We start from the raw sequence: 24,555 nt of genomic DNA on the forward strand, positions 1-24,555 counted from the left end.
CACAAGGCCACAGAGCACCCGAGGGAGGAAGAACCCCCTGGCCACGTGGCCAGAGACTCAGCGCGGCTCAGAAGAACTCACGGGATATCACACACAGCAGCCAGCGGGCCTGCGCCGCATTCGATTGGTCCGCGTGCAGGGTGAGTTCGGCGTGGAAGCAGCGAACGGAGATGGCCCAGGCGGCCTGCGAACCGTCCACGATCTCCAGTGCCCGGGCGGCCGACGCCTGCCAGGATTTCTGGTCCCGCGCTCCGCCCTGCCAGAAGAGCGCCTCGGCACGGACCATCGCGATGATCGCCTCCCTCACCGGTGCACCGTCGCCCGGCGTGATCGCGTCGGCGCGGTCGAGTGTGGCCAGTGCGGCACGCAGCCGCCCCGAACGCAACTGGGTGTTGGACAGTACCGTGAGGATGTCGGGCTCGATGTAGACCTGACCGGTACGCCCGCACAGCGCCACTGCGCGCTGCAGATGGCGTTCGGCGTCATCGAGCCGTTCCAGCATCCCCTCGGTCATGCCCAGTTGCAGCAGCGCGTCCAGGTTCGTGGACAGCAGGGAATCGCCGGCCGCGTCCACGAGATCGGCGGCGGCCGTGGCCTGTCGGCATGCTCTTTGCTGGTCGCCGAGGAACAGCGACGCGAGGGCCGCCTGTGCCAGGGCGTGGGACTCGCCGACCCGGTCGCAGTGACCACGGGCCAGCGCGGCGGCCGTCTCGGCATGGTGGCGGGACGACTCGTAGTCCCGCACCGTGTAGGCGTGGTCGGCGAGTTCGCCATGCAGGGCGGCAGCGAGGGCGCACGAGGGATCCGCGGGTGGGGTGGCGGCGTGTGCTGCCACCCCCGGTGCGCCGACCGACCCTCAGAGGGTCGACATCATGATGCACCTGTTCGTGCTGACCGTCGCGGTCGAGGAGATTTCGGCCGCGGAGGCGCTTGACGTATTCACGCCAAGAATGCCGAGGGTGACGGCCAGGCCGGCTCCCACGGTCAGTCGACGCATTGTGCTCACGTAAACGGTCCCTCCCTTGCGCGGATGCTTTCGGAGGTTGACCGTACATGATCGTCAGCTTATTGATCTAATCGAACAATAGTCACTGGTTGCGCATTGAATTACCGCCGGGTAAGTCGACTGTTCGCTGCAGTAAGGCATGCCCCGGAGGAGTGCCGCCTACCGCCAGCCGCACCTCCGTCAAAGCGCTTTCCGCCCGGGATTTCTCGTCGGCGTCATGCGTGCGCTCGGCCAGAGAAACAGCGAACTCCAGTTGTTCCCGCGCCGCGTCGAGCCGGCCGGCGTCCACATGGACCTGTCCGATGCGACGCAGCGCCTGTATCTCCTGATGGGCCGCGCCGATCACGCGCGCGATGTCGAGGGCTTCGAGAAAATTCCGCAGGGCCTTCTCGGCGTCAGCTGCCTTTCGGTGCGCCTCGCCCAGGCCGATCAGAGTGTCGGCCTGACTCTTCCGGTCGCCGAGGGCACGGAATTCCGCGAGTGTCTCCTCGTACAGAGGCAGGGCCGCGGCGGTGTCACCCGATTCCGTGAGGGCGTCGGCCAGGCTGCCGCGTACCGTGGCGCGGTCATGGCGGTTTCCGGCGCGTTCGAGGAAGGTCAGCGATTCCTCGAAGGATCGGCGGGCCGATTCCAGGTCTCCGCGACGCATGTACAGGTCGCCGATGTTGTTGAGCGTCTTGCCCAGGGCCGCGTGATCGCGCGCCTCGGTGAATCCGCTCAGCGATTTCTCGAAATGTTCGAGCGCGCGGTCGTGTTCCCCGAGAAACAGCAGAGTGACCGCCATGTTGTTGTGCAGACGCGCGCGGTCCAGGGAGTCTTCGGATCGTGCGATGAGGGCGAAGGCCTTCTGGAAGAGGACGAGCGCTGCCCGGTGGTCGCCGAGATGCCAGTTCAGGGTGCCGAGCGCGCGCAGCACCTCGGCCTCCGCCTCCTGGTCGCCGATCGCACGGGCGATGCTCAGGGCCCGCTCGCCGCTCTCGGCGGCCTCCGGGTAGCGGGCGGTGTGGGCGTGGGCGGCGCTGAGATGGAGCAGGGCACGGCACAGCGCGGCCTGCTCGCCGGTGCGGGTCCAGTGGGCGACGGCGGGTTCGAGGACGGTGCGGGCGTCGTGCCAGTGGCACTCCTCGTTGAGGAAACCGGCCATGGCGTAGGCGAGTCGGGCGGCGGCCCCGGGCTGTCCGCGATCGCGGGCGTGGCGCTCCGTGGCCAGCAGGTTCGCACGCTCGGCAGCCAGCCACGAGCGGGCGGCCTCAGCGCCGGCCTCAGCGCCGGCCTCGGCGTCGGTCTCGGCGTCGGCCTCGCCGACCGCCCGGCGGGGCGGAGCGGCGGGGGCTTGGGCGGGCGGCGGGGCGGGCCTGGTGCGGCGGGGGTACGCGAGGCGGTCGGCGCGGTCGGCCGCGCCGGCGTAGAAGTCCATGAGGCGCCGGACGACGTCGGCCCGTTCCTGGTCGGTGTCGTCGGTGAGGGACCTGGAGTGGCCGTACTCGCGCAGCAGGTCGTGGAACCGGTAGCGGTCCGGGGTCGGCTCGCGCAGCAGATGCCGGGCCAACAGCGCCTCCAACATCCGTTCCGCGACGGCCGGACGCAGTCCGAGTGCGGCGGCTGCCGCATCGACCGTGAGGTCCGGGCCGGGATGCAGGCCGAGACGGCGGAACGCGGTGCGCTGCTCAGGGGTGAGGGTCCGGTATGTCAGGTCGAGGGCGCGGGCCATGTCCTGATCGGCGTCCCGGATCTCGCCCAGTCTGCCCTCGGCGCGGGTCAGCCGATCGGCGAGTGTGGTCAGGGTCCAGGCCGGGTGGGCGCGGAAACGGCTCGCGACCAGCTCGATCGCGAGCGGGAGATGCCCGCATAATCGAACAATCCGTGCGGTCTCCTGGATGTCCAGGGCGCGTTCCTCCCCGGCGAACGCGCGGAACAGGGCGATGGCGTCGTCGGTCGGCAGCACGTCGAGCGGGATGTGCCGGGCGCCCGGCAGGCCGGTCAGATGGCGTCGGCTCGTGACGATCGTCAGGGAGGCCGAGCCGCCCGGCAGCAGCGGGCGGATCTGCTCGGCGCTCACCGCGTCGTCCAGGACGATCACGGCCCGCCGCTCGACCAGCATGCTCTGCCACAGCGCCGTACGGTCCTCCACCTCGACGGGGATGGTCTCCGCGGGTGTCCCGAGCAGGCGCAGCAGCGTGGCCAGGGCCGCTCCGGGACCGAGCGGTTCGCCGACCGGGGAGTGCCCCCGCAGGTCCAGATACAACTGGGCGTCGGGGAACCGCTCGGCGAGCCGGTGCGCGCCGTGCACCGCCACGGCGGTCTTGCCGACCCCCGCCATGCCGCTGACGGTGCTCACGGACTCCAGGCTGATCACCCAGCTGCCCTCCGCCGCGGCGTCGACCGCGGCGCTCAGGGCCCGCAGTTCGGCGTGCCGGCCGACCAGGGGCGGCTGATGCGGCAGGTTCCTCGGCGGCCGGGGCCGGGACGGCGGCGCAGGCGCGGCCGGGCGGGGCGCGGCCGGCCGGCCCCGGACGAGGTCGGCGACGGGAACACGATCGAGGATCCCGCGGTGGATACGGTTCAACTCGACGCCCGGCCGGGAGCCGTACTGCGTCATCAGCAGCTGACGGGTCTCCTGGTGCACCCGTAGCGCGTCGGTGTACCGGTCGCTGCCGTAGTAGGCGAGCATCAGCTGACCCGCCAGCGTCTCGTCGCCCGGATACCGGTCGACGAGGCCGGACAGGTCGGCGCTCACCTGCGCGAACCGGCCCAGCCGGAGGACGGCGGCGAACCGGGAGACGGCGGCGCTCAGCCGTCGTTCCGCCAGGGTCCGGCGCATGGTCTCGGCCCACAGGCCGGGCAGCCCTGCCAGGGCCTCGCCACGCCAGAGGGCTTCGGCCCGGTCGAGGAGGGCGGCGGCCTGCTCGTCGTCACCGTCCGCCGCGCCGGCCCCCGCCCGCGCCACGAGTTGCTGGAACCGGTGCCAGTCGACGGATTCGCGGGCGGCCTCCAGCGTGTAGGTGTGAGCGCGGCTGACGATCCGGGGCGCGCTCGCGGACGAGGGGTCCACCAGCCGCAGCCGTCCGCGCAGCCGTGACACATAGCTGTGGGCGTTCGCGCGGGCGTGCGGCGGCGGTTCGCCGTCCCAGAGCCGGTCCAGAAGCATGTCCAGCGCGACCGGCCGGCCCACGTCCAGTGCCAGCAGGCCCAACAAGGTCCTTTCCTTGTCCGAACCGAGTTCCACGCGCCGACCGTTCACCCGGATGCCCACCGGGCCCAGTACCTGGAATTCCACCAGCGCCTCCCGCTGGTCCGGCCATTTCGACGAACTGGCAGTGGGGAATGTGCATGCCATGGAGCGATGAGCATGACAGGGAGCGGAGGGGGTTCCAAGGTGCCGCCGCGGGCTGGCCGATTCGTTTCCTTGTCATGCGCCCGGCCTTCCCCGCCCGCATCGTCGGGGACGCCGCGCGGGTAGGACCACCTTGATCGATGGAGCGGGCAACCGGTCGGAGGGGGACGAGCGGTATGAGCGCGGCGCGCGAGGACGGCCCGGAGAGAGGGAGCAGCAACACCATCGGCGGATCGGCCCGGTTCTACGGACCCACCGTCCAGGCCCGCGACGTCCACGGCGGCATCCAGGTGCAGACCCCGCCGCCGCAACCACCTCCGACGCCCCGTCAACTCCTGCCGGTGTCCGCGCACTTCACCGACCGTCGGGACGAACTGGCCGCCCTGGACCGGCTGCTCACACGGCGTGCGGACACCGCTTCCCGGCAGCCGCTGATCGTGGTCAACGGCCCGGCCGGGATCGGCAAGACCACCCTGGTCTCCCGATGGCTGCGCGGGCATGAATCCGCCTTCCCCGACGGCCAGTTGTACGCCGACCTGCGCGGCCACGCGGCGGACGGACCGGCGGCCCCCGGCGAGATCCTCGGCCGGTTCCTGCGGGCGCTCGGCGCCTGGGCGGTGCCGGTCGATCTGGCGGAGCAGGCCTCCCTGTGGCGGTCCGTCACCGCGGACCTGCGGATCGCCGTCATGCTGGACAACGCCTTCACCGCGGCCCAGATCCGGCCGTTGTTACCGGGCGGTCCCGGCGGTCTGGTCGTCGTGACCAGCCGGCACCGGCTGACCGGACTGCGCCTGGACGGGGCCGACTTCCACCGGTTGCAGGCCCTCGGTCCCGCCGCGGGGGTGGAACTGTTCATCCGCGGCGTCGGCGAGGGCCGGGTCCACGGTGAACTGCCCGCGGTCCGCCAGGTCGTGAACCTGTGCGCGGGCCTGCCCCTCGCGGTGTGCCTCGCCTCCGCCCGGCTCGCCGCCCGCCCCGGACAGCCCGTCGCCGCACTCGCGGACGCTCTCAGACCGGACGTCGGCCGCCTGGCCGCGCTGGAAGTCGAAGGGGAGGCCACCGTGCGCAAGGCCCTGGACGCGTCGTACGCGGTACTGGGCCCCGAGGCCGCCCGGATGTACCGGGCCCTCGGTCTGCTGCCGCTGCCCGACTTCGACTCCCGGACGGCCGCCGCGGCCTGCGGGCAGTCACTGCAGTGGGCGGAACGCCGACTGGACGAACTCGTCGAGGCCGGCGTGCTGGAGGACATCGGACCGGACACCTTCCGTTTCCACGACCTCGTCCGGGTCCACGCCCACCACCGTGCGACGACCACCGACACCGAGGCCCACCGCGAACGCGTCCTGCGGCAGGTCGCCGACTGGTACCTGCTCACCGCAACCGAGGCCCAACGCGCCGTCACGCCCATCCAGTTCACCCTGCCCCGGACCTACGCCCACCCGTCCGAGCTGCCCACACCCTTCACCGGCGAACCCGGCGCCCTCGCCTGGCTGCACGACCGGCGCGGCCACCTCATGGCGATCCTCCGCCTGGCCGCCGAGCGCGGCTGGCACGCCACCGCCTGGCAACTGGTCGACGCGATGTGGCCGTTGTTCCTTCGGCGGCGCCATTACGACCTGTGGATCGAGGCCCACCGCATCGGCCTCGCGGCCGCCCGCAGCGACGGACACCGGGAGGCGGAACGGCAGATGCTCAACTCCGGGGCCATCGGCCTGAGTGCGGCCCACCGGATCGACGACGCCACCGAGTGGTACACGCAGTCCCTGTACGCGGCCCGCGACGCCGGGGACGCACGCGACGAGGGACAGGCGCTGCTCGGCCTCGGCGGCTGCCACTTCGAGGCGGGACGGTTCACCGAGGCGGTGTCGCACCTGAACCGGGCGGCACAGCTGTGGCAGGAGTGCGGTTATCCGCGCGGGGTGGCCCTCGCCCGGATCGTGCTCGGGGAGGTCGCGCTCGCCGAGCACGACCCCGACCGGGCCGTCACCTGCTTCACCGAGGCCCGCACCGGGCTGCTGGCCGTGGCCGACCCGCACGACGCGGCCCGGGCCCTCGTCTTCCTCGGCCGGGCCCGCGCCCTCATCGGCCACCACGCCACGGGCACCGCGCAGATGGAGGGGGCGCTCGCCGTGTTCACCGCCTCCGGCGCCGTCCACTGGCAGGCCCGCACCCTGGAGATGCTCGGCGACACCGCACGCGAACAGGGCGAGGAGGCGGCCGCGGACGAGTTCCGCGCCCGCGCCCTCGCCCTGTACGAGACCACCAGCCCGGCCGACGCCCGCCGACTGGGGCGGCCGTAGGGCGTGTTCCGGAAAGACCGGTCCGGCTCGCGCCGTCCTGCGGTGCACCGCAGCAGATGCCGCGAGCCCCGCCCCCCGGCGAACGACGCCGCTTTCTGCATCGCGCCCTCGGCGCGCAGGTCGGCGCACTCGTTCTCAGGCGTCGTACAGCAGGCGGATGTCCTGGATGTGCGCCAGTGTGTGGCCCGCCACCAGCCAGGCATGCAGACAGGACGCCAACAGGGGGCGGTCCGGAGGCACTTGGCGCGCCAGCCGGACGACCGTCCGGCCCGTGGCCTCGGTGACGGCCCAGCCGCCCCCGGTCAGCGGCGCGGCGGCCAGCCGGCAGCCCGGATGGGCGGCCGTGATCGCGCCCAGCCGGCGTGCCGCCTCGGCGAACGGGCGCGGGCGCCGTTCGTGCAGCACATCGGCACACGCCGGCCACCGGGCCTCGGGACCCGGACCGACGGCCGCGGCGACGTGCTCGTCCACGCCGGCCAGGGGCCGGCCGGGGCCGGGCTCCGTGCGGCCGACCCGGGCCAGCACGTCGTAACTCCTCCCGGCCGACCGTACGCGCAGCGCCAGATCCGGCGCCGTGCCCTGGCGCGGCCCCCGCGGACAGGGCGGCGGCGCGCACACGCGGACGGACACGAAGCGCATCACGCCGGCACCCCCCGGCGGCCCCGCGCCCAGGTGTCCAGCGGCGGCGGCTCCGGCAGCGGTACCGTCTGCGGTTCGTGGGCGGGCTGGCCGAGGCCCAGCAGGCGGTACATGAGCCGCCGCATGTTGCGGTTGAAGCGGCCGGGCTCCGAGGTGAGTCGCGAGGCGATCGCCGCGTACTCCTCCCGGCGGTACTCGGCGGCGGCGTACTGGAGCTGGCCGACCAGCGGATGGGTGGGCGACAGCGCGGGCGCGGTCACGGCGAGGGCGGCGGCGGGCGAGGCCGGGTTGATCTCCCGCTCCGGTGAGCCGGCCAGCAGGATCGGGGCGTCGGTGAGCGTGCCGTACAGCGTCACCGACCCGTGGTCGCCGATGATCCAGTCCGCGGCGATCAGCACCGCCCGCCAGTCCGCCTCCGGGGGGACGAGCGCGATGCCCCGCTCGGCGCAGCGCGCCAGCCAGGCCCGCACCTGCCAGGAACCGTGCCCCGACCACACATTGGGGTGGACGAGGACCACGGACCGGAACCGCCCGGCGGGCAGCTCGGTGATGAGCCGGGGCAGCAGCGTCTCGAACCGGCCGAAGGACGAGCGCGCACCCCAGGTCGAGGCGACGACCACGAGCTTCTCGCCGTTCGAGAGCCCCAGGGCGCTGCGGTACCGGGCGCGCAGCGGAAGGCTCGCCACGATCCGGTCGTGCGCGGGATCGCCGACCACGTGGGCGAGCGGGAGCGCCTCCGGGCAGTGCCGTTCGAGGTCGGCGAGCTCGGCGTGGTGGGGCATCGCCACGGCGGCGGGCAGCCGTCCGCCGGGGGCGAGGTCCTGGCGGCGCAGTCCGGCCACGCCCGTGTGCCGCACCGACACCAGACGCTTGAGATAGCCGGCCCCGTGGGGCAGCGTGATCAACGGCGCGGAGATCTTCTCCACGCCTCGCGGCCCGGCCGCGAGAGCCAGGTCGAACGTCATCCGCACCGCCTCCTCCCACGGCAGCACCGCGCCCCCCAGCCGCTTGAGGAAGCCCGGCACCTCGTCGCCGAAGACGTGCGGCGGCGCCGTGAACACCACCTGCACCCTGAAGTCGGCCTCCAGCAGGGACAGGACGTCCACCAGCCGCTTGCCGTAGGTGAGGGTGTGCACGACGACCAGCACCAGCTTGTGCTCGAGAAGCGTCCGCCACTCGCGTTCCTCGACCGACGGCTCCGTACTCTTCCGCAACGCCGACATGAAGTCCCCCCGTCGTCCCGTGCGGGCCCGATCCGGCCCGTTCAGCCGGTCGTCTGCCCCTCGCGATGGACGGAAGACCTGCCGGGACCTTGCGGAAACCTTGCAGCGGCCGCCGGCACCGGCCGCCGGACGTCACAGGAACTCGTGAACGACCTCGATCCTGCCCACCACATGAGCGTTGAACTCGGCCAACTCCTCGGCCGGCACCCATAGTTCGAGGATCGTCCGGCCGCCCGCCTGCCGGACCGGATACCTGCGCAGGAACTCCGAGTCGACCTCGAACCGGGTGACGTAGCCCGCGCCGTCGTGCTTGACGTTCCAGTCCCGGGCGATCCTGACGGCGTACTCCTCGTTGAGGACCGGGTAGAAGATCGGCTGCTCGGGGAGGCGGGGCGGCCAGGCGCGCCAGTCGAGGTCGCGCACCAACTCCAGCTCCTTGGGGCCGGTGGGGCGCCACAGGGTGGTGGTGGCTCGGTGCTGCCTGGTCACGGGAATCGCTCTCCGGGTGCGGCGGCCGCCGGTGCGGCCGGTAACGGGCTCCGACGGTAGCGACCCGCCCGGTACGGCGGCCATCGACTTTCCGCGCACGTCACGGCTGCCGCCGTCCCTGGCGTGCGACGACCTCGGTGAGGTAGCCGCGCAGCATCGCCTTCGCCTCGTCGAGCAGGTCGGTGTCACCCTGCGGGGCACGCCGGAAGGCCTCCTGGGCGAGGGCGTCGGCGGCGAGGATCGCGGCATGGCAGGCCCGCGCGAGCGCCTCGTCGTCGGGGGCCACACCCAGCGCGAGCAGGACCCGGCGGATCCCGTCGGCCATCCGGCGCTTGTGCTCGCGGTCCGCCGCCCGCGTCCGCTCGGTCAGTCCGCTGCCGAACCACAGGGCGCGGAAGCCGTGTTCGGTGCGGTACACCCCGGCGTACGTGTCGATCAGGACGCCCACCGGATCGTCCCACCGCTCCCTCGACGCGGTCCCCACCAGGTCGTCCATGACGCCTTCCAGGCGCGCGAAGTAGCCCGCCGCCAGGGCGTCGATGATCGCGCCACGGTCGGGGAGGTACTGGTACAGCGAGCCGACCGACACCTTCGCCTCGGCCGCGACCCGCGTCGTGGTGAGCGCCTCGACGCCCTCGCCGATCAGGATGCGCTCGGCGGCCTCCAGCACCAGGGCCAGACGGGCCCTGCTGCGCGCCTGCCGGGGAGTGCGGCGCAGGGGAGCGCCACCGTCGGGACTCGCGCTCGCCTGGACCAAGGAGCTGCCTCCATACCTGAACGTGACTTTGTTTCAGGTTTACGCTACCTTCGCGCCCATGACCGCCTCAAGCTCGGCGCTGACCGATGAGCGGGCCGCCGTGGCGGACGCCTGCCGGCGCCTGGGGGCCGAAGGCCTCCTCATCGGCACGGCAGGGAACGTGAGCGTGCGCGTCGAGGACCGGGTCGCGATCACCGCGACCGGAGCGGTCCTCGCCCGGCTCACCCCGGATCAGGTGACCGTGGTCGACCTCGACGCGAACCTCGTGGCCGGGACCCTCCAGCCGACCTCCGAACTGGAGCTGCACCTCGGCGTCTACCGCCGCTACGGCACCGGCGCGGTCGTCCACACCCACGCTCCGATGGCCACCGCCGTCTCCTGCGTCCTCGACGAACTGCCGTGTATCCACTACCAGTTGCTCGCCCTCGGCGGCACCGTGCGGGTCGCGCCGTACGCCACCTTCGGCACCCCCGAACTCGCCGAGTCGGTGATCGCCGCGCTCGACGGCCGCAGCGCCGCCCTGATGGCGAACCACGGCGCGCTCACCCACGCCACGACCCTCGACAAGGCCGTGGAGAACGCCCTGCTCCTCGAATGGGCCTGCGGCGTCTACCAGCGCGCGGCAGCCATGGGCCGTCCCCGAGCCCTCGACGAACAGCAGCAACTCGCCGTGATCGAGGCGGCGATCGCCCGCGACTACGGCACCACCCACCCCGTACCACCCGCACAGGACGAAGAGCCGACGAAGGGGGAAGGCAGATGAAGGTCTTCACGATGGGCGTGCACGTGCTGGACGTGCTGGTACGGCCCGTGGAGGAGATACCCGAGGGGCAGGGCGCGACCCTGGTCGAGGACATCCGGATGACCGCCGCCGGAACGGCCGGCGGCACCGCCCTCACCCTCGCCAAGCTGGGCGCAGAGGTGCGCAGCGCCGGCGCCGTCGGCTCCGACCCGACCGGCGACATGCTGGTGCAGCTGCTCGGCCGGGCGGGCGTCGACACCGAGTTCCTCGTCCGTCGCAGCGACACCGCCACCTCCGCGAGCGTCCTGCCGATCCGGCCCAACGGCGACCGCCCCTCGCTGCACCTCCTCGGCGCGAACATCACCTACGGCCTGGACGACGTCCCCTGGGCGGCCCTCGCCGAGGCGACCCATCTGCACCTCGGCGGACCGGAGTTGATCGGCGTCGACGTCGCGACGCGCATCCTGTCGTACGCCAGGGAACACGGCGTCGTCACCTCCGTGGACCTGCTCGCCCCCGGCGTCCTCGGGAGCTTCGAGCAGATCGAGGCGGCCCTGCCGTACATCGACCATCTGCTGCCCAACGAGGACCAGGTTCTCGGTTTCACCGGCGAGAGCGATCTGCTGTCGGGTGCGCGCAGGCTTCTCGACGCCGGAGCGGGCGTCGTCGCCGTCACCCGCGGCGCCGAGGGCGCGCTCGTGGTGACGGCTGACGGAGCGGAACCGGTCCCCGCCTTCGTCGTCGACGTCGTCGACACCACCGGGTGCGGAGACGCCTTCTCGGCCGGGTATCTGCGGGGGGTCGCTCTGGGACGTACGCCCAGTGACGCGGCGGTGCTGGGGAGTGCGGCTGCCGCGCTGGTCGCGCAGGGGCTCGGCAGTGATCACGGCGACTTCGATCTGGCGGGGGCCGACGCGTTCGCCTCGTCTGCCAAGTCCCATGCGTGAGCGGGTGCGGCGCCGTGGGGGCCGGTCGCGCAGTTGCCCGCGCCCCTAAGGGCTGTCCCGGGCGTATTCATGGAATCCCCGGCCCGACTTCCGGCCCAGCAGGCCCGCCTCGACCATCCGTAGGAGCAGGGGTGGCGGGGCGTGCAGCGGGTCCTTGAAGTCCGCGTACATCGCCTCGGCGATGGCAGCCAGGGTGTCCAGGCCGATCAGGTCGGCCAGGCTCAGCGGCCCCATGGGGTGGACGCAGCCGAGGACCATGCCGGTGTCGATGTCCTCGGCGCGGGCGTGGCCGGACTCCAGCATCCGGATCGCGGAGAGCAGATAGGGTACGAGCAGGGCGTTGACCACGAAGCCGGCCCGGTCCTGGGCCCGGATCGTCTTCTTGCCCAGGACCCGGGTGACGAACTCCTCGGCACGTGACTGAGTCTGAGGAGCCGTCAGCAAAGAGGGCACGATCTCCACGAGCTCCAGCACCGGCACCGGGTTGAAGAAGTGCACGCCGATCACCTGGTGCGGGCGGGCGGTGGCCATGCCCAGTCTCATGATGGGCAGGGAGGAGGTGTTCGTCGCGAGCAGCGCGTCCTCCCGGACGACGATCCGGTCCAGCTCGGCGAACAGCTCGGTCTTGACCTTCTCGTCCTCCGTGGCCGCCTCCACCACCAGGTCCCGGTCGGCCAGGTCCGCCAGGTCGGTCGAGACCCGCACCCGGGCGAGCGCCGCGTCCCGGTCCGCCCCGGAGAGCTTGCCGCGTCGTACTCCGCGGTCGAGCGAGGCGGTGATCCGGGCCCGGCCGGCGTCGGCCGCACCCGGGTTCGGTTCGTGGACGACGACGTCGAGGCCGGCCCGGGCGCAGACCTCGGCGATGCCCGCGCCCATCAGACCGCAGCCGACGACCCCGACCCCGCGGATGTCCGCGTCCGGCCCGGCGCTCACCGGAACGCCGCCTGGCCCGTCAGAGCCTGGCCGATCATCAGGGTGTGCATCTCGACGGTGCCCTCGTAGGTGAGGATCGACTCCAGGTTGTTGGCGTGCCGGATGACCGGGTACTCCAGCGAGATGCCGTTGGCGCCGAGCACCGTGCGCGCGCTGCGGCAGATCTCCAGCGCCGCCCGGGTGTTGTTGAGCTTGCCGTAGCTGACCTGTTCGGGCCGCAGCCCGCGGTCGTCCTTGATCCGGCCGAGGTGCAGGGCCAGCAGCGTGCCCTTGGACAGTTCGAGGGACATGTCGGTCAACTTGGCCTGGGTCAGCTGGAATCCGCTGATCGGGCGGCCGAACTGGACGCGGTCGCCGGCGTAGTCCAGCGCCGCCCGGAAGGCGGACCGCGCGGCGCCCATCGCGCCCCAGGCGATGCCGTACCGGGCCTCGTTGAGGCAGGACAGCGGACCGCGCAGTCCCCGGACCTCGGGCAGGACGGCCGTCGCCGGCAGCCGTACGGAGTCCAGGACGAGCTCGCTGGTGACCGACGCCCGCAGCGACATCTTGTGCTTGATGGCCGGCGCCGAGAAGCCGGGGGTGTCGGTGGGGACGACGAAGCCGCGGATGCCGTCCTCGGTGCGGGCCCAGACCACGGCGACGTCGGCCACCGAACCGTTGGTGATCCACATCTTGCGGCCGTCGAGGATCCAGTCCTCGCCGTCCCGGCGGGCGGCGGTGCGCATGCTGCCCGGGTCGGAGCCGGAGTCGGGCTCGGTGAGGCCGAAGCAGCCGATCGCCGTGCCCGCCGCCATCCGCGGCAGCCACTCCTCCTTCTGCTCCTCGGAGCCGAAGGCGTGGATCGCGTACATGGCGAGCGAGCCCTGCACCGAGACCAGGGAACGCAGTCCGGAGTCGGTCGCCTCCAGTTCCAGGCAGGCCAGGCCGTAGTCGACCGCGCTCATCCCCGCGCAGCCGTAGCCCTCCAAGTGCATGCCCAGCAGGCCGAGTTCACCGAGTTCCTTGGTGAGTCCGCGGATGTCCGCGATCTCGCCTCGCTCGAACCAGTCGGCGATGAAAGGGTCGACGCGCCGGTCGCAGAAGGTGCGCACGGCGTCGCGCACGGCGCGCTCGTCCGGGGTGAGCAGGCTGTCGAGTTCCAGGAGGTCGTCGGGGTCGGCCGGGCGCCCGGCGTGCGGTGCGTGCATCGTCAGTCTCCTAAGTCCGCGCCGGCGTCAGGCCGTCGGGCTGATGATGAAGTTGCTGAAGCCGCCGTTGCGCACGGCGATCCCGCCGATGGCCTCGTTGACCTGCTCCAGGGGGTACACGTGGTGCTCCAGCGGGCTCAGGTCCAGCAGGCCGGCCTCCGCCATGTCGGCCATGGTCTGGCCCTCGGCGGAGGTGAACCACGCCGAGCCGATCAGCCGCAGCTGCTGGTCCATCATCCGGTGGACGTCGATCGGCAGATCACCGGCGACGGCCCCGATGTTGACCGCGATGCCGCCGCGCCCCATCGCCCGCATGCCGGCCCGGAAGGTCTCGTGCGGGGCGCCCGGACCGAGGGCGTCGATGTAGATGTCGACGCCGTAGCCGTCGGTCTCCTCGCGGATCCAGTCGTCGAGCGGCCCGTCGTCCAGGGAGTGCAGCCGCAGCCGGCCGCCCGCCAGCTTCGCGACCTTGTCGAGCAGGGCCTTGTCCCGGCCCGTGCCGTACACGTGGGTGAGACCCATGGCGGGCGCGAGGAGCGCGGCGGCGATCCCCAGGGTGCCGCTGATGCCGTTGACGAGGATCCGCTTGCCCGGACCGGCCTCGGCCTTGCGCAGCGCCGAGTACATGGTGCCGATGTAGCCGAAGCGGGCGGCGGCCTCGAAGGAGAGCGAGTCCGGCAGCTTCACCAGGCTGTACGCCGGGGCCACCATGTACTCGGCGAGTCCGCCCTGGTAGCGGTCGAGCAGGCCGACGGCGCTCGGGGAGAAACCGAAGTAGCCGGCGAAGGCGTAGTCGGCGCAGTTGATCGAGTCGCCGCCGCGGCACGAGCGACAGGAGCCGCAGGAGCGGCCCGGGTTGACGTACACACGGTCGCCCGGCCTGAACGCCTGGACGCCCTCGCCGACGGCGTCGACCACGCCTGCCGGGTCCAGGCCGAAGATTGCCGGGAGGGTCGGCAGGGGGCTGTGCGGGAACCAGGTCGTCCACATGTTCAGGATGTTGGCCAGGTTGGGCACGATGTTGACGGCGTGGACGGCCACGCGGACGTCACCGGGGCCGGGCTCGGGAACGGGCAGTTCCTCGATCTTCATCGGCTCGCCGACGTGGTGCATCCGCGCGGCTCGCATGGTCGCACTCATGGCGTCTCCTCGGGTGAGGGTAGGGGCGGGAGAGACGGCACCGACGGCGGTGCGGTCTGCGGGAGTTGTGGAGCGATGAGAGGGCTGTGCGGTTGTGCTGACGGGGAGTCAGTCGTCCAGCAGCGTCGTCAGTCGGGCGCGCTGCAGTTTTCCGGTGGCCCCGCGCGGCAGCGCGGGTACGACGCACAGCCGTCGGGGCCACTTGTGCCGGGCGAGCCGGCCGTCGAGGTGACCGCGGACGTCGTCCAGGGTCGGGGCGCCGGCGTCGGTGACGAGGAAGGCGGTCACGACCTCGCCCCAGACCGGGTCGGACGCCCCCGACACCGCGACCTCGACGACGCCGGGGAAGTCGGCGAGCGCGTTCTCGACCTCGGCGGGGTCGACGTTCTCGCCGCCGGTGATGATGGTCTCCTTGAGCCGGCCGACGACCGTGAGGCGGCCCTCCGCGTCGAACCGTCCCCGGTCACCGCTGTGGAACCAGCCCGCCGCGTCGGTCACCGGCACCGGCCCCGCGGCGGTCCAGTACACGGACGCCACCGACGGCCCGCGCACCCAGATCTCGCCGGGCGTGTCGACCGGCGCGGGGGAACCGGTCGCGTCCACGACCGTCACCTCCGTCTCCGGGACGGCAACACCCGTGGAGGTCGCCGGCTCGTCGGGCGCCGAGTAGGTGACGCCCGCGCCGGTCTCCGTCAGACCGTAGGAGTTGACCACGCCGATCCCGCGGGCCCGGAACTGCTCGCGGGTGGCGGTCTGGGCCGGTGAGCCGCCGGACAGGATCCACCGCAGGGTGTCCAGATCGCCGCCGGCGAAGCGGGGGTGGCGGGCCAGCAGGGCGGACATCGCGGGGACGGCGAACGCGCAGGTGACCCGGTGGTCGCGGACCAGGTCGGCGAACAGGTCCGGGTCGAAGCGCGGCGCCAGCACGACCGTCCCGCGCCGCGCCCACGTGCACTGCGGAAGCCCGCCCAGGACGGCGACATGCGCCAGCGGCGTGGAGACCAGCGCCGTGTCCTGCTCACCGAAGGGCAGCAGCGCCAGGCCGCCCGCCATGCTCCGGTACAGGTTGTCGTGGGTCAGCGCGACGCCCTTGGGGCGGCCGGAGGTCCCGGACGTGAACGCGATCACCGCGACGTCCGAGCCGGCCGGGGGATCGCAGACCGGCGCCTCGGGACCCTCGTCCCCGGGATGCAGGTTGGGATGCAGGTTGGGATGCAGGTCCTCCCACGTCAGCCGCAGGCCCGTGCCCGCCGGGAACCCCGCGTCGGCGACCAGCGCCGTCGGGGCGGTCTCCGCGCACACGAGTGCGAGCTCACCGGCCGTCACCTGCGGGTGCAGCGGGACGAGGACGGCGCCCACGCGCGTCACCGCGAACAGCGTGATCAGCGCCTCGGGCCGGGCCGCGCCCTGCATCACCACCCGGTCGCCCCGGCGCACCCCGTACGTGTCGAGCCGGGCGGCCGTGCGCCGGACCGCCCGGTCCAGCTCGGTGTAGGTCCAGGAGCGGTCCTCGAAGACGAGGGCGGGCCGGGAGCCCGCCTCGGCCGCACTGGTCACGAGGTGCGCGCCGAACCAGGAGGCCGAGGTCATGTCCGCACCTCCGTGGCCCGTCTCGCGCGGGCGAGCCCGCCCAGCGTCGTGCCCGTCAGCTCGTCCGCCAGGACCGGCGTCGGCCGCTCCAGCAGCCGGCGGGCCGCCAGGTGCTCGGCGGGCCAGTCCAGCGTCTCCACGGCCACCAGCCGGCCGTCGCGGAAGGCGTACGCGGCCAGTCGTCCCGGAGTGTCGCCCGGCACCAGCCGGACGTCGTCGGAGGGCGCGCGCAGCCCGGCGATCTGCAGCTTGAGGGCGCCCTGGTCGCTCCAGAACCACGGCAGGCTCTCGTACCGGGCGGGCTGGCCGGCGAGGCGCCGGCCGACCGTCGCGCCCTGGTCGACGGCGTTCTGCACGGACTCCAGCCGGACCGGTCCCACCGCGCGGGGGTGGGGGTGGCGGGCGCAGTCGCCGACGGCCGAGACCCGCGGGTCGGTGACCGAGCGGAGCTGCTCGTCGACGAGGACGCCGTCGTCCACGGCCAGACCGGCGTCCCGCGCCAGCTCGTCCCGGGGAACCGCGCCGATGCCGTACACGACGAGGTCGGCGGGGAGGCTCCCGGTCGACGTCACGACCTGCCGGACCCGGTCCGTGCCCTCGATCCGCTGCACGGCCGTCCCGGTGAGCACGCGGACCCCGGACTCCTCGTGCCGCCGCCGCAGATGCTCCTGGAGCTGCGCGGAGAGCGCCCGGCTCAGCAGCCGGTCGGCGAGTTCGACGACGGTCACCCGCGCGCCGCGGGCCCGGGCCACCTGGGCGAGTTCCAGCCCGATGAAGCCGCCGCCCACGACGACCACGTCCCGGGCCGTCGCCAGCGCCCGGCCCACGGCCAGCGCGTCGTCCAGCGAGCGCAGGGCGTGCACCCCGGCCAGGTCGGCGCCGGCCACCGGCAGGGGCCGGTTGCGGGCGCCGGTCGCCAGCACCAGATGGGCGTAGGGCACGCTCAGACCGGTGCGGGTGCGGACCGTGCGGGCGGCGGTGTCCAGGGCGACCACGTCGTCCCCGAGCCGCAGCTCGATGTCCCGCTCGCCGTAGAAGGACCCCGGGACCAGCGTGACCCGCAGCTCGTCCGGCTCGGTGTGGGCTTTCTTCGACAACGGCGGCCGCTGGTACGGCAGATGGGGCTCGGCGGCGAACACGGTGACCGGACCGGCGTAGCCGCGGGCCCGCAGCGTCGAGGCGACGCTGAACCCGGCCTGCCCGCCGCCGACGACGACCACGCCCGCGGCGTCTGTCGTACCTGTGCTCATACCTGCTCCTCGGGCACGTGGACCACCAGTCCGTCGAGGGCGTCGGAGAGCTCGACCTGGCAGCTGAGCCGGCTGGTGGGCCGGCGTTCGGCGGCGGTGAAGTCCAGCATCTCGTCCTCGACGTCGTTCGGCCCTCCCACCAGCTCGGACCGGGCGGCGTCGACGTAGACGTGGCAGGTGGCGCAGGAGGCGTTCCCGCCGCACTCGGCGACGATGCCCTGGACGCCGTTCGAGACGGCCGCCTGCATGAGCACGGTCCCCGACGCGGCGGTGACCTTGCGTTCGGTCCCGTCGGGCAACTGGAAGATGACGGTGGGCATGAAGTCCTCCCGATGGGGACGGCTCAGGCTGCTTGCCAGGTGACGTTCAGCGAGGTCGGCCCGCGGAACACCCAGCCGTCCATGCGGCTCTGCGTGCCTTCGGCGAGGCGGAGCCCGCCCAGGCGGCTGAAGATCAGGGGCCAGGCGATCGCGCTGACCTCGTGGCGCGCGACCCACGCGCCCATGCAGAAGTGCGGTCCGCCGCCGAAGGCGAGGTGCGGACGGTGCGGCCGGTCGGGGTCGAACTCGTCGGCCCGCTCGAACACCGACTCGTCCCGGTTGCCCGAGGCGATGACGAGGGCCACCCGGCTGCCGGCGGGCAGGGTCAGCCCGGCGATCTCGTAGTCCTGGGTGAGCTGGCGCGGGTACATGCCGATCGGCGAGACCCAGCGGGCGCTCTCCTCGAAGACCCGCTTCCAGCTCGCCGGATCCGCCAAAACCCGGTCCAGCGTCTCGGGGCGGTTCAGCAGAGCCCAGGCGCCCACGCCGAAGACGTCACGCGGCTCGTTGACGCCTCCGCCGATGACGACCTTGACGTTGTTCTGGATCTCGGCGAGCTCCACCGGCTCGGCCGCGTGGACCATGGAGGAGATCACCGAGCCGTCGGGCTCGTGCCGGGCGGCCTCGGCGGCCCGGGCCACCGCGTCCTCGATGGCCCGGGTGGCCTGTTCCGCGCGCAGCCAGATGTCGGGGTCGTCGGCGTAGTTGCTGTTGCCGGCCATCATGGCCCGCGACCAGTCGGCGATGTTCCGGGCGGTCTCGGCGCTCGCGTCGCTCACGTCGCTCAGCCCGAGCACCAGGGCCAGGTTGGCGGCGACCAGCGGCTCGGCGAAGTCGGCGATCAGGTCGGCCTCGCCCCGGCCGGCGATCCCGTCGAGCAACTCGTGCGCGGTGCGCTCGAAGGCGCCTGCCCACAGGTCGCGGACCTGGCGCGGGCGGGTCGGCGGCTCGGCGGCGGAGCGCAGCCGCCGGTGGTTCGGGTCGTCCTCGCGGAGCATGTTCGGGCCGACCGTGCGCAGCAGCAGCGAGCCCTCCTCGCGCGAGCTGAACACCTCGGGGAGCTTCTCCGCGTGGACGATGTCCTCGTACCGGGTGAGCAGATGCCGGCCCACCGACGGGACCCAGGCGAGTGGGGCGGAGCGGCGCAGCTCGGCGTAGGCGGGATAGGGGTCGCGGCGCAGCTCGGCGAGGTCGAGGTCGACGACCGGGGCGCCGGGCGCCGCCGTCGTCAGCGGGCTCATGAGGTGCCGCCTGCGCCGATCAGGACGAAGAACGCCGTCGCGGGCTCCGTGCCGAGGTTGCGCCAGGCGTGCCGTGTGCCGTTCTGCACGATCAGGTCGCCGGGCTTCAGTACGGCCGTCTCGCCGCCGTCGAGGTCGAGGACCAGCTCGCCGGACAGGACGACGCCGTAGTCCACGGTCGGCGTGGTGTGCATGCCCGGGTTGTCGAGCTCGAACAGCTCGGCCAGACCCGGGGTGGCCTCCAGCTGCTCGGCGCCGGCGGCCGCGGGGTCGAAGCCCGGCTCGGCGTAGACACTGGCCGGCGCGAAGGTGACGGTCAGGGCGACCGTCTCGCCGGGAGCGGGCACGTAGGACTTCAGGGACTCCGTCGGGTCGGCCGACGGGGCGGCGGGAGCCGTCGTGTTCCACACCAGGGAGCGGGCGAAGCCGGGGGTGTGGGTGTACTGGCGGGTGACGGGCGGCTCGCCGTCGCTGACGATCACGGGCTTGCCACTGGGATCGACACCGGTGACGACACGACGGACCATGATTCTCTCCCTTGAGAAACCAATTGCTGAGAAACCAACCAACTGTCAGATGCTTGACGGTAAGAGTTCTAACTGTTTTCGGCGGCGGCTGTGCTACGGCAGCTCCGAGCACAGGTCCTGTATGTGGGGGCCGGTTTCCCGGGCCCGGTTCACTCCGCGGGCGGGGTCTCCTGGTTCACCAGCGTACGCAGCAGATGCACCAGTTCACCGAGCTGGTCGTCACGCAGCACGCCGGTCCAGGCCCGCTCGCGCTTCGTCTGGGCCTCGATGGCCTGCCGCAGTGTCTCGCGGCCCTCCGGGGTGAGCTCGACGAAGAGCTGACGGCGGTCGCTCTCGACCCGCTCGCGGGTGACGAGGCCGCGGCTCTCCAGGGTCGCGAGCGCGCTGGAGATGCTGGCCCGGGTGGATCCGGAGACCCGGCCGATGTCCTGCTGGCCGAGCGGGCCGTAGACCCACAGGGCGTTCAGGATCCGGAAGCCCGCCCAGGTCAGACCCAGCGGCCGGTGGACGTGCTTCTCGAAGTCCTTGGTCAGCCGGGCCTCGAGGCGGGTGAGGTCGGTGACCATCTCGATCGCGTCGAGGTCCCGGGGGTCGGTCGTGCCCAGCTCGCGATGCCGGTGACGCAGCAGCTCCGAGAACTCCCGGGTCCGGCTCGTCCCCGGGGTCTCCGGTTCGCGCACGGTGTCCGTCACGGTCTCCCGCCCTTCTCTTGAGGACTCGCCGGTGTCAGCCGCCGACGACCGGATTGACCATAGTGCCCACGCCGGTGACCTCGGTCCGCAGGACCTTGCCCTCGGTGAGGTACAGCCGCGGCGTGCGCCGGACCCCGCAGCCGGCCGGGGTGCCGGTGAAGATCAGGTCGCCGGGCTCGAACGTCACCCGCTTCGACAGCCAGGCGATCAGCTCGGGCACGCTGAAGATCAGGTCGGAGGTACGGCCCCGCTGGACCTCCAGGTCGTCGACCCAGCCGGCCACCTCGATGTCGTCGGGGTCCGCGAACTCGTCGAGCGTCACCAGGTACGGGCCGATCGGACTGAAGGTGTCGTACGACTTCGGCAGTGTGAACTGGTTGATCGGCTTGCGCCACTGTTCCTTGCGGTCGCTGATGTCCTGACCCGCGGTGACCCCGGCCACATGGGACCAGGCGTCGGCCTCGGAGATGTTCTTGCCCGCCCTGCCCAGGACGACCACGAGCTCCGCCTCGAAGTCGACCTTGTCGTACTGCGCCTCCACCACGATCGCGTCGTAGGGGCCGACGACCGACGAGGCGAACTTGGCGAACACCGACGGCTCGTCCGGCACCGCAAGGTTGGACTCCTCGGCGTGCGCGCGGTAGTTCAGTGCGACTCCGACGGCCTTGTACGGCTTGGCCACACGGCCCAGGTCGTGCCGGTCGAAGGGCTTGAAGTCGGCGTCGTCGGCGCGCTCGGCGAGCGCGCGCAGCTCGTCGTGGAGGGCGAGGTCGCAGAGCACCTCCAGGCGCGGCTCGATCGCTCCCTTGCTGGCGTCCGCGATGTCGAGGGCACGGTCGTCACGGACGACGACGGGGCGCCCGGCGAGGTTGGCGAGCTTCATGCGGCTTCTTCCTTCTGCTGGAGAACAGGCAGGGGCAGGGCGAGCTCGCCCTCCACCTGGACGCCGAGGGTGTTGATGACGGTGGCGATGGTGAGGTACTGGCCGACGGTGTAGAGGACGTCGATGACCTGCTCGACGCTCAGGCGCCCGGTCAGCCGGCCCCACAGCTCGTCGTCCACGCCCTGGCGGTCCACGAGGGAGTCGGTGGCGGCGAGCAGCACCCGGTCCACCTCGTCCAGGGCGTCCCACTCGCCGGTCGCGGCGGCCAGGATCGTGTCGTCGGCGAGCCCGGCACGGCGGGCGATGCGCACGTGCTGGTCCCACTCGTACGCGGCCTGCGCACGGGCGGCGATCCTGAGGATCATCAGCTCCCGGGACGGCAGCGGCAGGGTGTTCTTCCCCAGTACGTGGTTGCCGAAGACGATGAAGCGGCGCAGCGCGTCCTCGTGGTGCGCGAGGGTCGCCCAGATCGTGTAGATCCGGCCGTCCTGATCGCGGTACGGCGCCAGCGACGCCAGGGTCTTCTCGTGCAGCTCGCCCTCGTCGCGGGGTCGCACACGGGCCTTCTCGGGCACTTCTCCCGACATCGGAGACCTCCTCGGCTCGATGGCGTCAACGTATTCGTATGAGTCTTGACCGTCAAGGGTCTAACAAATATCGTCCTTGTCATGACGATCCAGAGCCTTGGGTATGTGGGCATCGGTGCGCCCGACCCGACAGCATGGGCGCAGTACGCCCGCAACGTGATGGGCCTCGCCGTCGAGCCGGGTGAGCCGGGTGAGCCGCGTGAGGCGGGTGAGGCGGAGGGTCCGGAGGGGCCGGTGCGCTACCGGCTGCGGATGGACCAGCACCCGTTCCGGATGTGGCTGACGAAGGCGCCGACGGGGGGCGTGACGGTCATCGGCTGGGAGGTGCGCGACCCGGCGGCGATCGACGAGATGACGGTCCGCCTCAAGGAGGCCGGCGTCGACGTGTCCGTCGGCACGGACGAGGAGTGCCGGGACCGCCAGGTGGCCCGGATGGTGCACTTCACCGGCCCGCTCGGCATCCGCACCGAGCTGTTCTGCGGCCGGCGGCTGGCGCCCAGCCAGTTCGTCTCACCGCTGGGCGTCGACTTCGTGACCGGGGATCAGGGGCTCGGGCACGTGGTGATGAAGACCCCGCACGTGCAGGAGGCGGTGGACTTCTACTGTGACGTCCTCGGCTTCCGGCTCACCGACACCGCCGACTACCCCTGGGGCACCTTCCACTTCCTCGGCTGCAACCCGCGGCACCACAGCATCGCCTTCATCCGGTCGTACAGGAACGAGGGCACCCACCACATCCTGTGCGAGGTGACCAGCCCGGAGGAGGTCGGGCGCGCCCTCGACCGTACGCGCGAGCACGACGTGAAACTCATGGCCACGCTCGGCAAGCACGCCAACGACGGGATGTTCTCGTTCTACATGACCTCGCCGGCCGGTTTCGGCATCGAGATCGGCGCGGGCGGAGTGCAGGTCGACGAGAGCACCTGGGTCAGCCGGGTCTACACCGCCGACATCTGGGGCCACCACCCGGTCGACTGACCCGCCGCCCGAGCCGTCCCTTCCCGAGCCGTCCCTTCCCGAGCCGTCCCTTCCCGAGCCGTCCCTTCCCGAGCCGTCCCTTCCCGAGGCCCCCGAAGCCTCCTCGAAAGCCTCCTCGAAGAAAGCGGGCCGCATCCCCATGCTCCAGAGTCATCTGCAGGACACCTGGGTCACCCCCACGGCCGACGGCGGCATGGCGGCCGACGTACACGACGCCGTCACCGGAGAGCTGGTCTGCCGGGTCTCCTCCGAGGGCCTCGACCTCGCCGGCGCGTTCGACCACGCGCGCCGCGTCGGCGGCCCGGCGCTGCGGGCCCTGACCTTCCACCGGCGCGCCGACCTCCTGGACGCCGTCGCCGCGGCCGTCCGCGCCCGCCGCGAGGAGCTGTACGCCCTCTCCGCCCGCGCCGGAGCCACCCTGAACGACGCTCGGTACGACGTCGACGGAGGCATCCGCGTCCTGCGCGACTACGCCGCCCGCGCGCGGGCCGAACTCCCGGACGCGCCGCACCTCGTGGAGGGCCCCGCCGAACGCCTCGCCCGCGGCGAGGACTTCCTGGGCGTCCATCTGGTCACGCCGTCCCCGGGGATGATGCTCCAGGTGAACGCCTTCAACTTCCCCGTATGGGCGCCCCTGGAGAAGCTGGCCCAGGCCGTGCTGGCGGGCATGCCGAGCGTGGTGAAAGCGGCCACGCCGACCTCGTACCTCACCGAGCGCCTGGTTCGGATCGTGACGGACGCCGGTGTGCTGCCGCCGGGGGCGCTCCAGCTCGTCGTCGGCTCGGTGCGGCCGGCGCTGGATCTGCTCGGCGAGCAGGACGTCCTCTCCTTCACCGGTTCGGCCGCCACCGCCGAGACCCTGCGCACGCATCCCAACGTCGTGGCCCGCTCGGTGCGCTTCAACGCGGAGGCGGACTCGGTCAACGCGATCGTGCTCGCCCCGGACGTCGCCCCCGGCTCACCGCTCTTCGACGCGTTCGTGCGCGAGGTGGTGACCGAGATGACCGTCAAGGCGGGCCAGAAGTGCACCGCGATCCGCCGCGTCCTCGTCCCCGCCACCCACGAGTCCGCGGCCCTCGACGCGATCTCCGCCGGGCTGGCCGGGGTGACCGTCGGCAACCCCGCCGCGGAGGGCGTGACCATGGGCCCGGTCGTCAGCCTCGCGCAGCGCGACGACGTACGCCGGGCCGTGCGCAGGATCGCCGAGTCCGGCGGCTTCGTGCACGGCGACCCGCAGAAGGTGCGTGTCGTCGACGCCGACCCCGAGCGGGGCGCCTTTCTCGACACCCTCCTCGTCCGCGCCGACCCGGACGCCGCCGCGCCCCACGAGGTCGAACCCTTCGGCCCGGCTGCGACCGTGCTGGCCTACCGGGACACCGGACATGCGGCGGATCTGCTCGCGCGCGGGCGCGGCAGCCTCGCCGCGTCGGCAGTGAGCGACGACGTGGCCTGGACGGTCGGCTTTGTGGCGGAGGCCGCCGCCTGGCACGGACGGCTGCACCTGCTGGACTCCGCGACGATGGGCCAGACCACGGGACACGGATCCCCCCTGCCCGCACTGCGGCACGGAGGGCCCGGACGGGCCGGCGGCGGATCGGAGATGGCAGGGATCCGGGGTGTGCTGGACCTGATGCAGCGGACCGCGGTCCAGGGGTCACGACGGGTACTGGGCTCGCTGGGGGCGTAGGGTGCCGAGCCGCCTCCGCGGAGGGCCCCCGCAGCAGAGGGTCCCCGTAGGGGGAGGCCATGGGAGACCACGGGAGGCCAGGGGAGACCTACGGGGACCTTGA

The 24,555-nt window shown here is 72.5% G+C and carries 22 protein-coding genes; 5 read left to right on the forward strand and 17 right to left on the reverse strand.

All coding sequences use genetic code 11. The annotated features are described in order from the left end of the window. Positions 1-67: 67 nt before the first annotated feature. Both ACZ5SK_RS25440 and ACZ5SK_RS25445 read right to left on the reverse strand, forming a co-directional pair. Positions 68-835 (reverse strand): tetratricopeptide repeat protein, encoded by a 768-nt coding sequence (locus tag ACZ5SK_RS25440; RefSeq protein ID WP_457494050.1) that lies wholly within the window; start codon positions 833-835, stop codon positions 68-70. Between the two features lie 253 nt (positions 836-1,088). Further along, positions 1,089-4,283, reverse strand: coding sequence for an AfsR/SARP family transcriptional regulator (locus ACZ5SK_RS25445; protein ID WP_468576621.1), 3,195 nt, complete (start codon positions 4,281-4,283; stop codon positions 1,089-1,091). 233 nt (positions 4,284-4,516) lie between these two features. On the opposite strand from ACZ5SK_RS25445, the gene ACZ5SK_RS25450 reads away from it, so the two are divergent. Continuing rightward, positions 4,517-6,640: a tetratricopeptide repeat protein gene (locus ACZ5SK_RS25450; RefSeq protein WP_468576622.1), complete on the forward strand. Its 2,124-nt coding sequence runs from the start codon at positions 4,517-4,519 to the stop codon at positions 6,638-6,640. A 135-nt stretch (positions 6,641-6,775) separates the two neighbouring features. Here ACZ5SK_RS25450 and ACZ5SK_RS25455 read toward each other — a convergent pair whose 3' ends face one another. The 4 genes from ACZ5SK_RS25455 to ACZ5SK_RS25470 all read right to left on the reverse strand — a co-directional run bounded on the left by ACZ5SK_RS25455 (position 6,776) and on the right by ACZ5SK_RS25470 (position 9,748). Then, positions 6,776-7,279, reverse strand: coding sequence for a hypothetical protein (locus ACZ5SK_RS25455; protein WP_361703142.1), 504 nt, complete (start codon positions 7,277-7,279; stop codon positions 6,776-6,778). After that, positions 7,279-8,502: a hypothetical protein gene (locus ACZ5SK_RS25460; protein WP_334575037.1), complete on the reverse strand. Its 1,224-nt coding sequence runs from the start codon at positions 8,500-8,502 to the stop codon at positions 7,279-7,281. Before ACZ5SK_RS25460 ends, ACZ5SK_RS25455 begins: the two co-directional genes overlap by 1 nt. Before the next feature lie 132 nt (positions 8,503-8,634). After that, a complete protein-coding gene (locus tag ACZ5SK_RS25465) occupies positions 8,635-8,991 on the reverse strand; it encodes a hypothetical protein (protein WP_334575036.1) in 357 nt (118 codons plus the stop codon). A gap of 100 nt (positions 8,992-9,091) precedes the next feature. Then, positions 9,092-9,748 (reverse strand): TetR/AcrR family transcriptional regulator, encoded by a 657-nt coding sequence (locus ACZ5SK_RS25470; protein WP_079658151.1) that lies wholly within the window; start codon positions 9,746-9,748, stop codon positions 9,092-9,094. A 58-nt stretch (positions 9,749-9,806) separates the two neighbouring features. Here ACZ5SK_RS25470 and ACZ5SK_RS25475 point away from each other — a divergent pair, with 58 nt between their 5' ends. Together ACZ5SK_RS25475 and ACZ5SK_RS25480 are read left to right on the forward strand one after the other, a co-directional pair. Further along, the gene (locus ACZ5SK_RS25475) at positions 9,807-10,511 is read left to right on the forward strand and encodes a class II aldolase/adducin family protein (protein ID WP_334575035.1); all 705 of its coding nucleotides are present in this window, start codon (positions 9,807-9,809) and stop codon (positions 10,509-10,511) included. Continuing rightward, entirely contained in the window at positions 10,508-11,437 is a 930-nt protein-coding gene (locus ACZ5SK_RS25480; RefSeq protein WP_334575033.1) for a carbohydrate kinase family protein, read from the forward strand. Before ACZ5SK_RS25475 ends, ACZ5SK_RS25480 begins: the two co-directional genes overlap by 4 nt. 45 nt (positions 11,438-11,482) lie before the next feature. Here the strand turns inward: ACZ5SK_RS25480 and ACZ5SK_RS25485 are convergent, their stop codons facing one another. From ACZ5SK_RS25485 to ACZ5SK_RS25535, 11 genes are all read right to left on the reverse strand, one after another. After that, a complete protein-coding gene (locus ACZ5SK_RS25485) occupies positions 11,483-12,370 on the reverse strand; it encodes a 3-hydroxybutyryl-CoA dehydrogenase (RefSeq protein ID WP_334575032.1) in 888 nt (295 codons plus the stop codon). Continuing rightward, a complete protein-coding gene (locus ACZ5SK_RS25490; RefSeq protein ID WP_334575031.1) occupies positions 12,367-13,557 on the reverse strand; it encodes an acyl-CoA dehydrogenase family protein in 1,191 nt (396 codons plus the stop codon). The genes ACZ5SK_RS25485 and ACZ5SK_RS25490 overlap by 4 nt, the downstream gene beginning before the upstream one ends. Positions 13,558-13,584: 27 nt before the next feature. Next, positions 13,585-14,697, reverse strand: a complete 1,113-nt coding sequence (locus tag ACZ5SK_RS25495) for an alcohol dehydrogenase catalytic domain-containing protein (protein ID WP_334575030.1) — start codon at positions 14,695-14,697, stop codon at positions 13,585-13,587. 108 nt (positions 14,698-14,805) lie between these two features. Further along, on the reverse strand, positions 14,806-16,287 hold the full coding sequence (locus ACZ5SK_RS25500; protein WP_334575028.1) for a class I adenylate-forming enzyme family protein: 1,482 nt from the start codon (positions 16,285-16,287) through the stop codon (positions 14,806-14,808). Next, on the reverse strand, positions 16,284-17,537 hold the full coding sequence (locus tag ACZ5SK_RS25505; protein WP_334575027.1) for an NAD(P)/FAD-dependent oxidoreductase: 1,254 nt from the start codon (positions 17,535-17,537) through the stop codon (positions 16,284-16,286). The genes ACZ5SK_RS25500 and ACZ5SK_RS25505 overlap by 4 nt, the downstream gene beginning before the upstream one ends. Further along, positions 17,534-17,857, reverse strand: coding sequence for a 2Fe-2S iron-sulfur cluster-binding protein (locus ACZ5SK_RS25510; RefSeq protein ID WP_334575026.1), 324 nt, complete (start codon positions 17,855-17,857; stop codon positions 17,534-17,536). The genes ACZ5SK_RS25505 and ACZ5SK_RS25510 overlap by 4 nt, the downstream gene beginning before the upstream one ends. A 23-nt stretch (positions 17,858-17,880) precedes the next feature. Further along, positions 17,881-19,098, reverse strand: coding sequence for a cytochrome P450 (locus ACZ5SK_RS25515; protein WP_334575024.1), 1,218 nt, complete (start codon positions 19,096-19,098; stop codon positions 17,881-17,883). Continuing rightward, the gene (locus ACZ5SK_RS25520) at positions 19,095-19,625 is read right to left on the reverse strand and encodes a cupin domain-containing protein (RefSeq protein WP_334575023.1); all 531 of its coding nucleotides are present in this window, start codon (positions 19,623-19,625) and stop codon (positions 19,095-19,097) included. Before ACZ5SK_RS25520 ends, ACZ5SK_RS25515 begins: the two co-directional genes overlap by 4 nt. A gap of 149 nt (positions 19,626-19,774) precedes the next feature. Then, entirely contained in the window at positions 19,775-20,317 is a 543-nt protein-coding gene (locus ACZ5SK_RS25525; RefSeq protein WP_334575022.1) for a MarR family winged helix-turn-helix transcriptional regulator, read from the reverse strand. A 34-nt stretch (positions 20,318-20,351) separates the two neighbouring features. Next, on the reverse strand, positions 20,352-21,200 hold the full coding sequence (locus ACZ5SK_RS25530) for a fumarylacetoacetate hydrolase family protein (RefSeq protein ID WP_334575020.1): 849 nt from the start codon (positions 21,198-21,200) through the stop codon (positions 20,352-20,354). Further along, positions 21,197-21,787: a carboxymuconolactone decarboxylase family protein gene (locus ACZ5SK_RS25535; RefSeq protein WP_334575019.1), complete on the reverse strand. Its 591-nt coding sequence runs from the start codon at positions 21,785-21,787 to the stop codon at positions 21,197-21,199. The genes ACZ5SK_RS25530 and ACZ5SK_RS25535 overlap by 4 nt, the downstream gene beginning before the upstream one ends. 81 nt (positions 21,788-21,868) lie before the next feature. Here ACZ5SK_RS25535 and ACZ5SK_RS25540 point away from each other — a divergent pair, with 81 nt between their 5' ends. Both ACZ5SK_RS25540 and paaZ read left to right on the forward strand, forming a co-directional pair. Then, positions 21,869-22,765, forward strand: a complete 897-nt coding sequence (locus ACZ5SK_RS25540; protein WP_334575018.1) for a VOC family protein — start codon at positions 21,869-21,871, stop codon at positions 22,763-22,765. Between the two features lie 139 nt (positions 22,766-22,904). Continuing rightward, the gene (gene paaZ, locus ACZ5SK_RS25545; RefSeq protein WP_334575016.1) at positions 22,905-24,452 is read left to right on the forward strand and encodes a phenylacetic acid degradation bifunctional protein PaaZ; all 1,548 of its coding nucleotides are present in this window, start codon (positions 22,905-22,907) and stop codon (positions 24,450-24,452) included. Positions 24,453-24,555: the final 103 nt, after the last annotated feature.

The sequence above is a fragment of the Streptomyces sp. NPDC031474 genome (assembly GCF_055581185.1).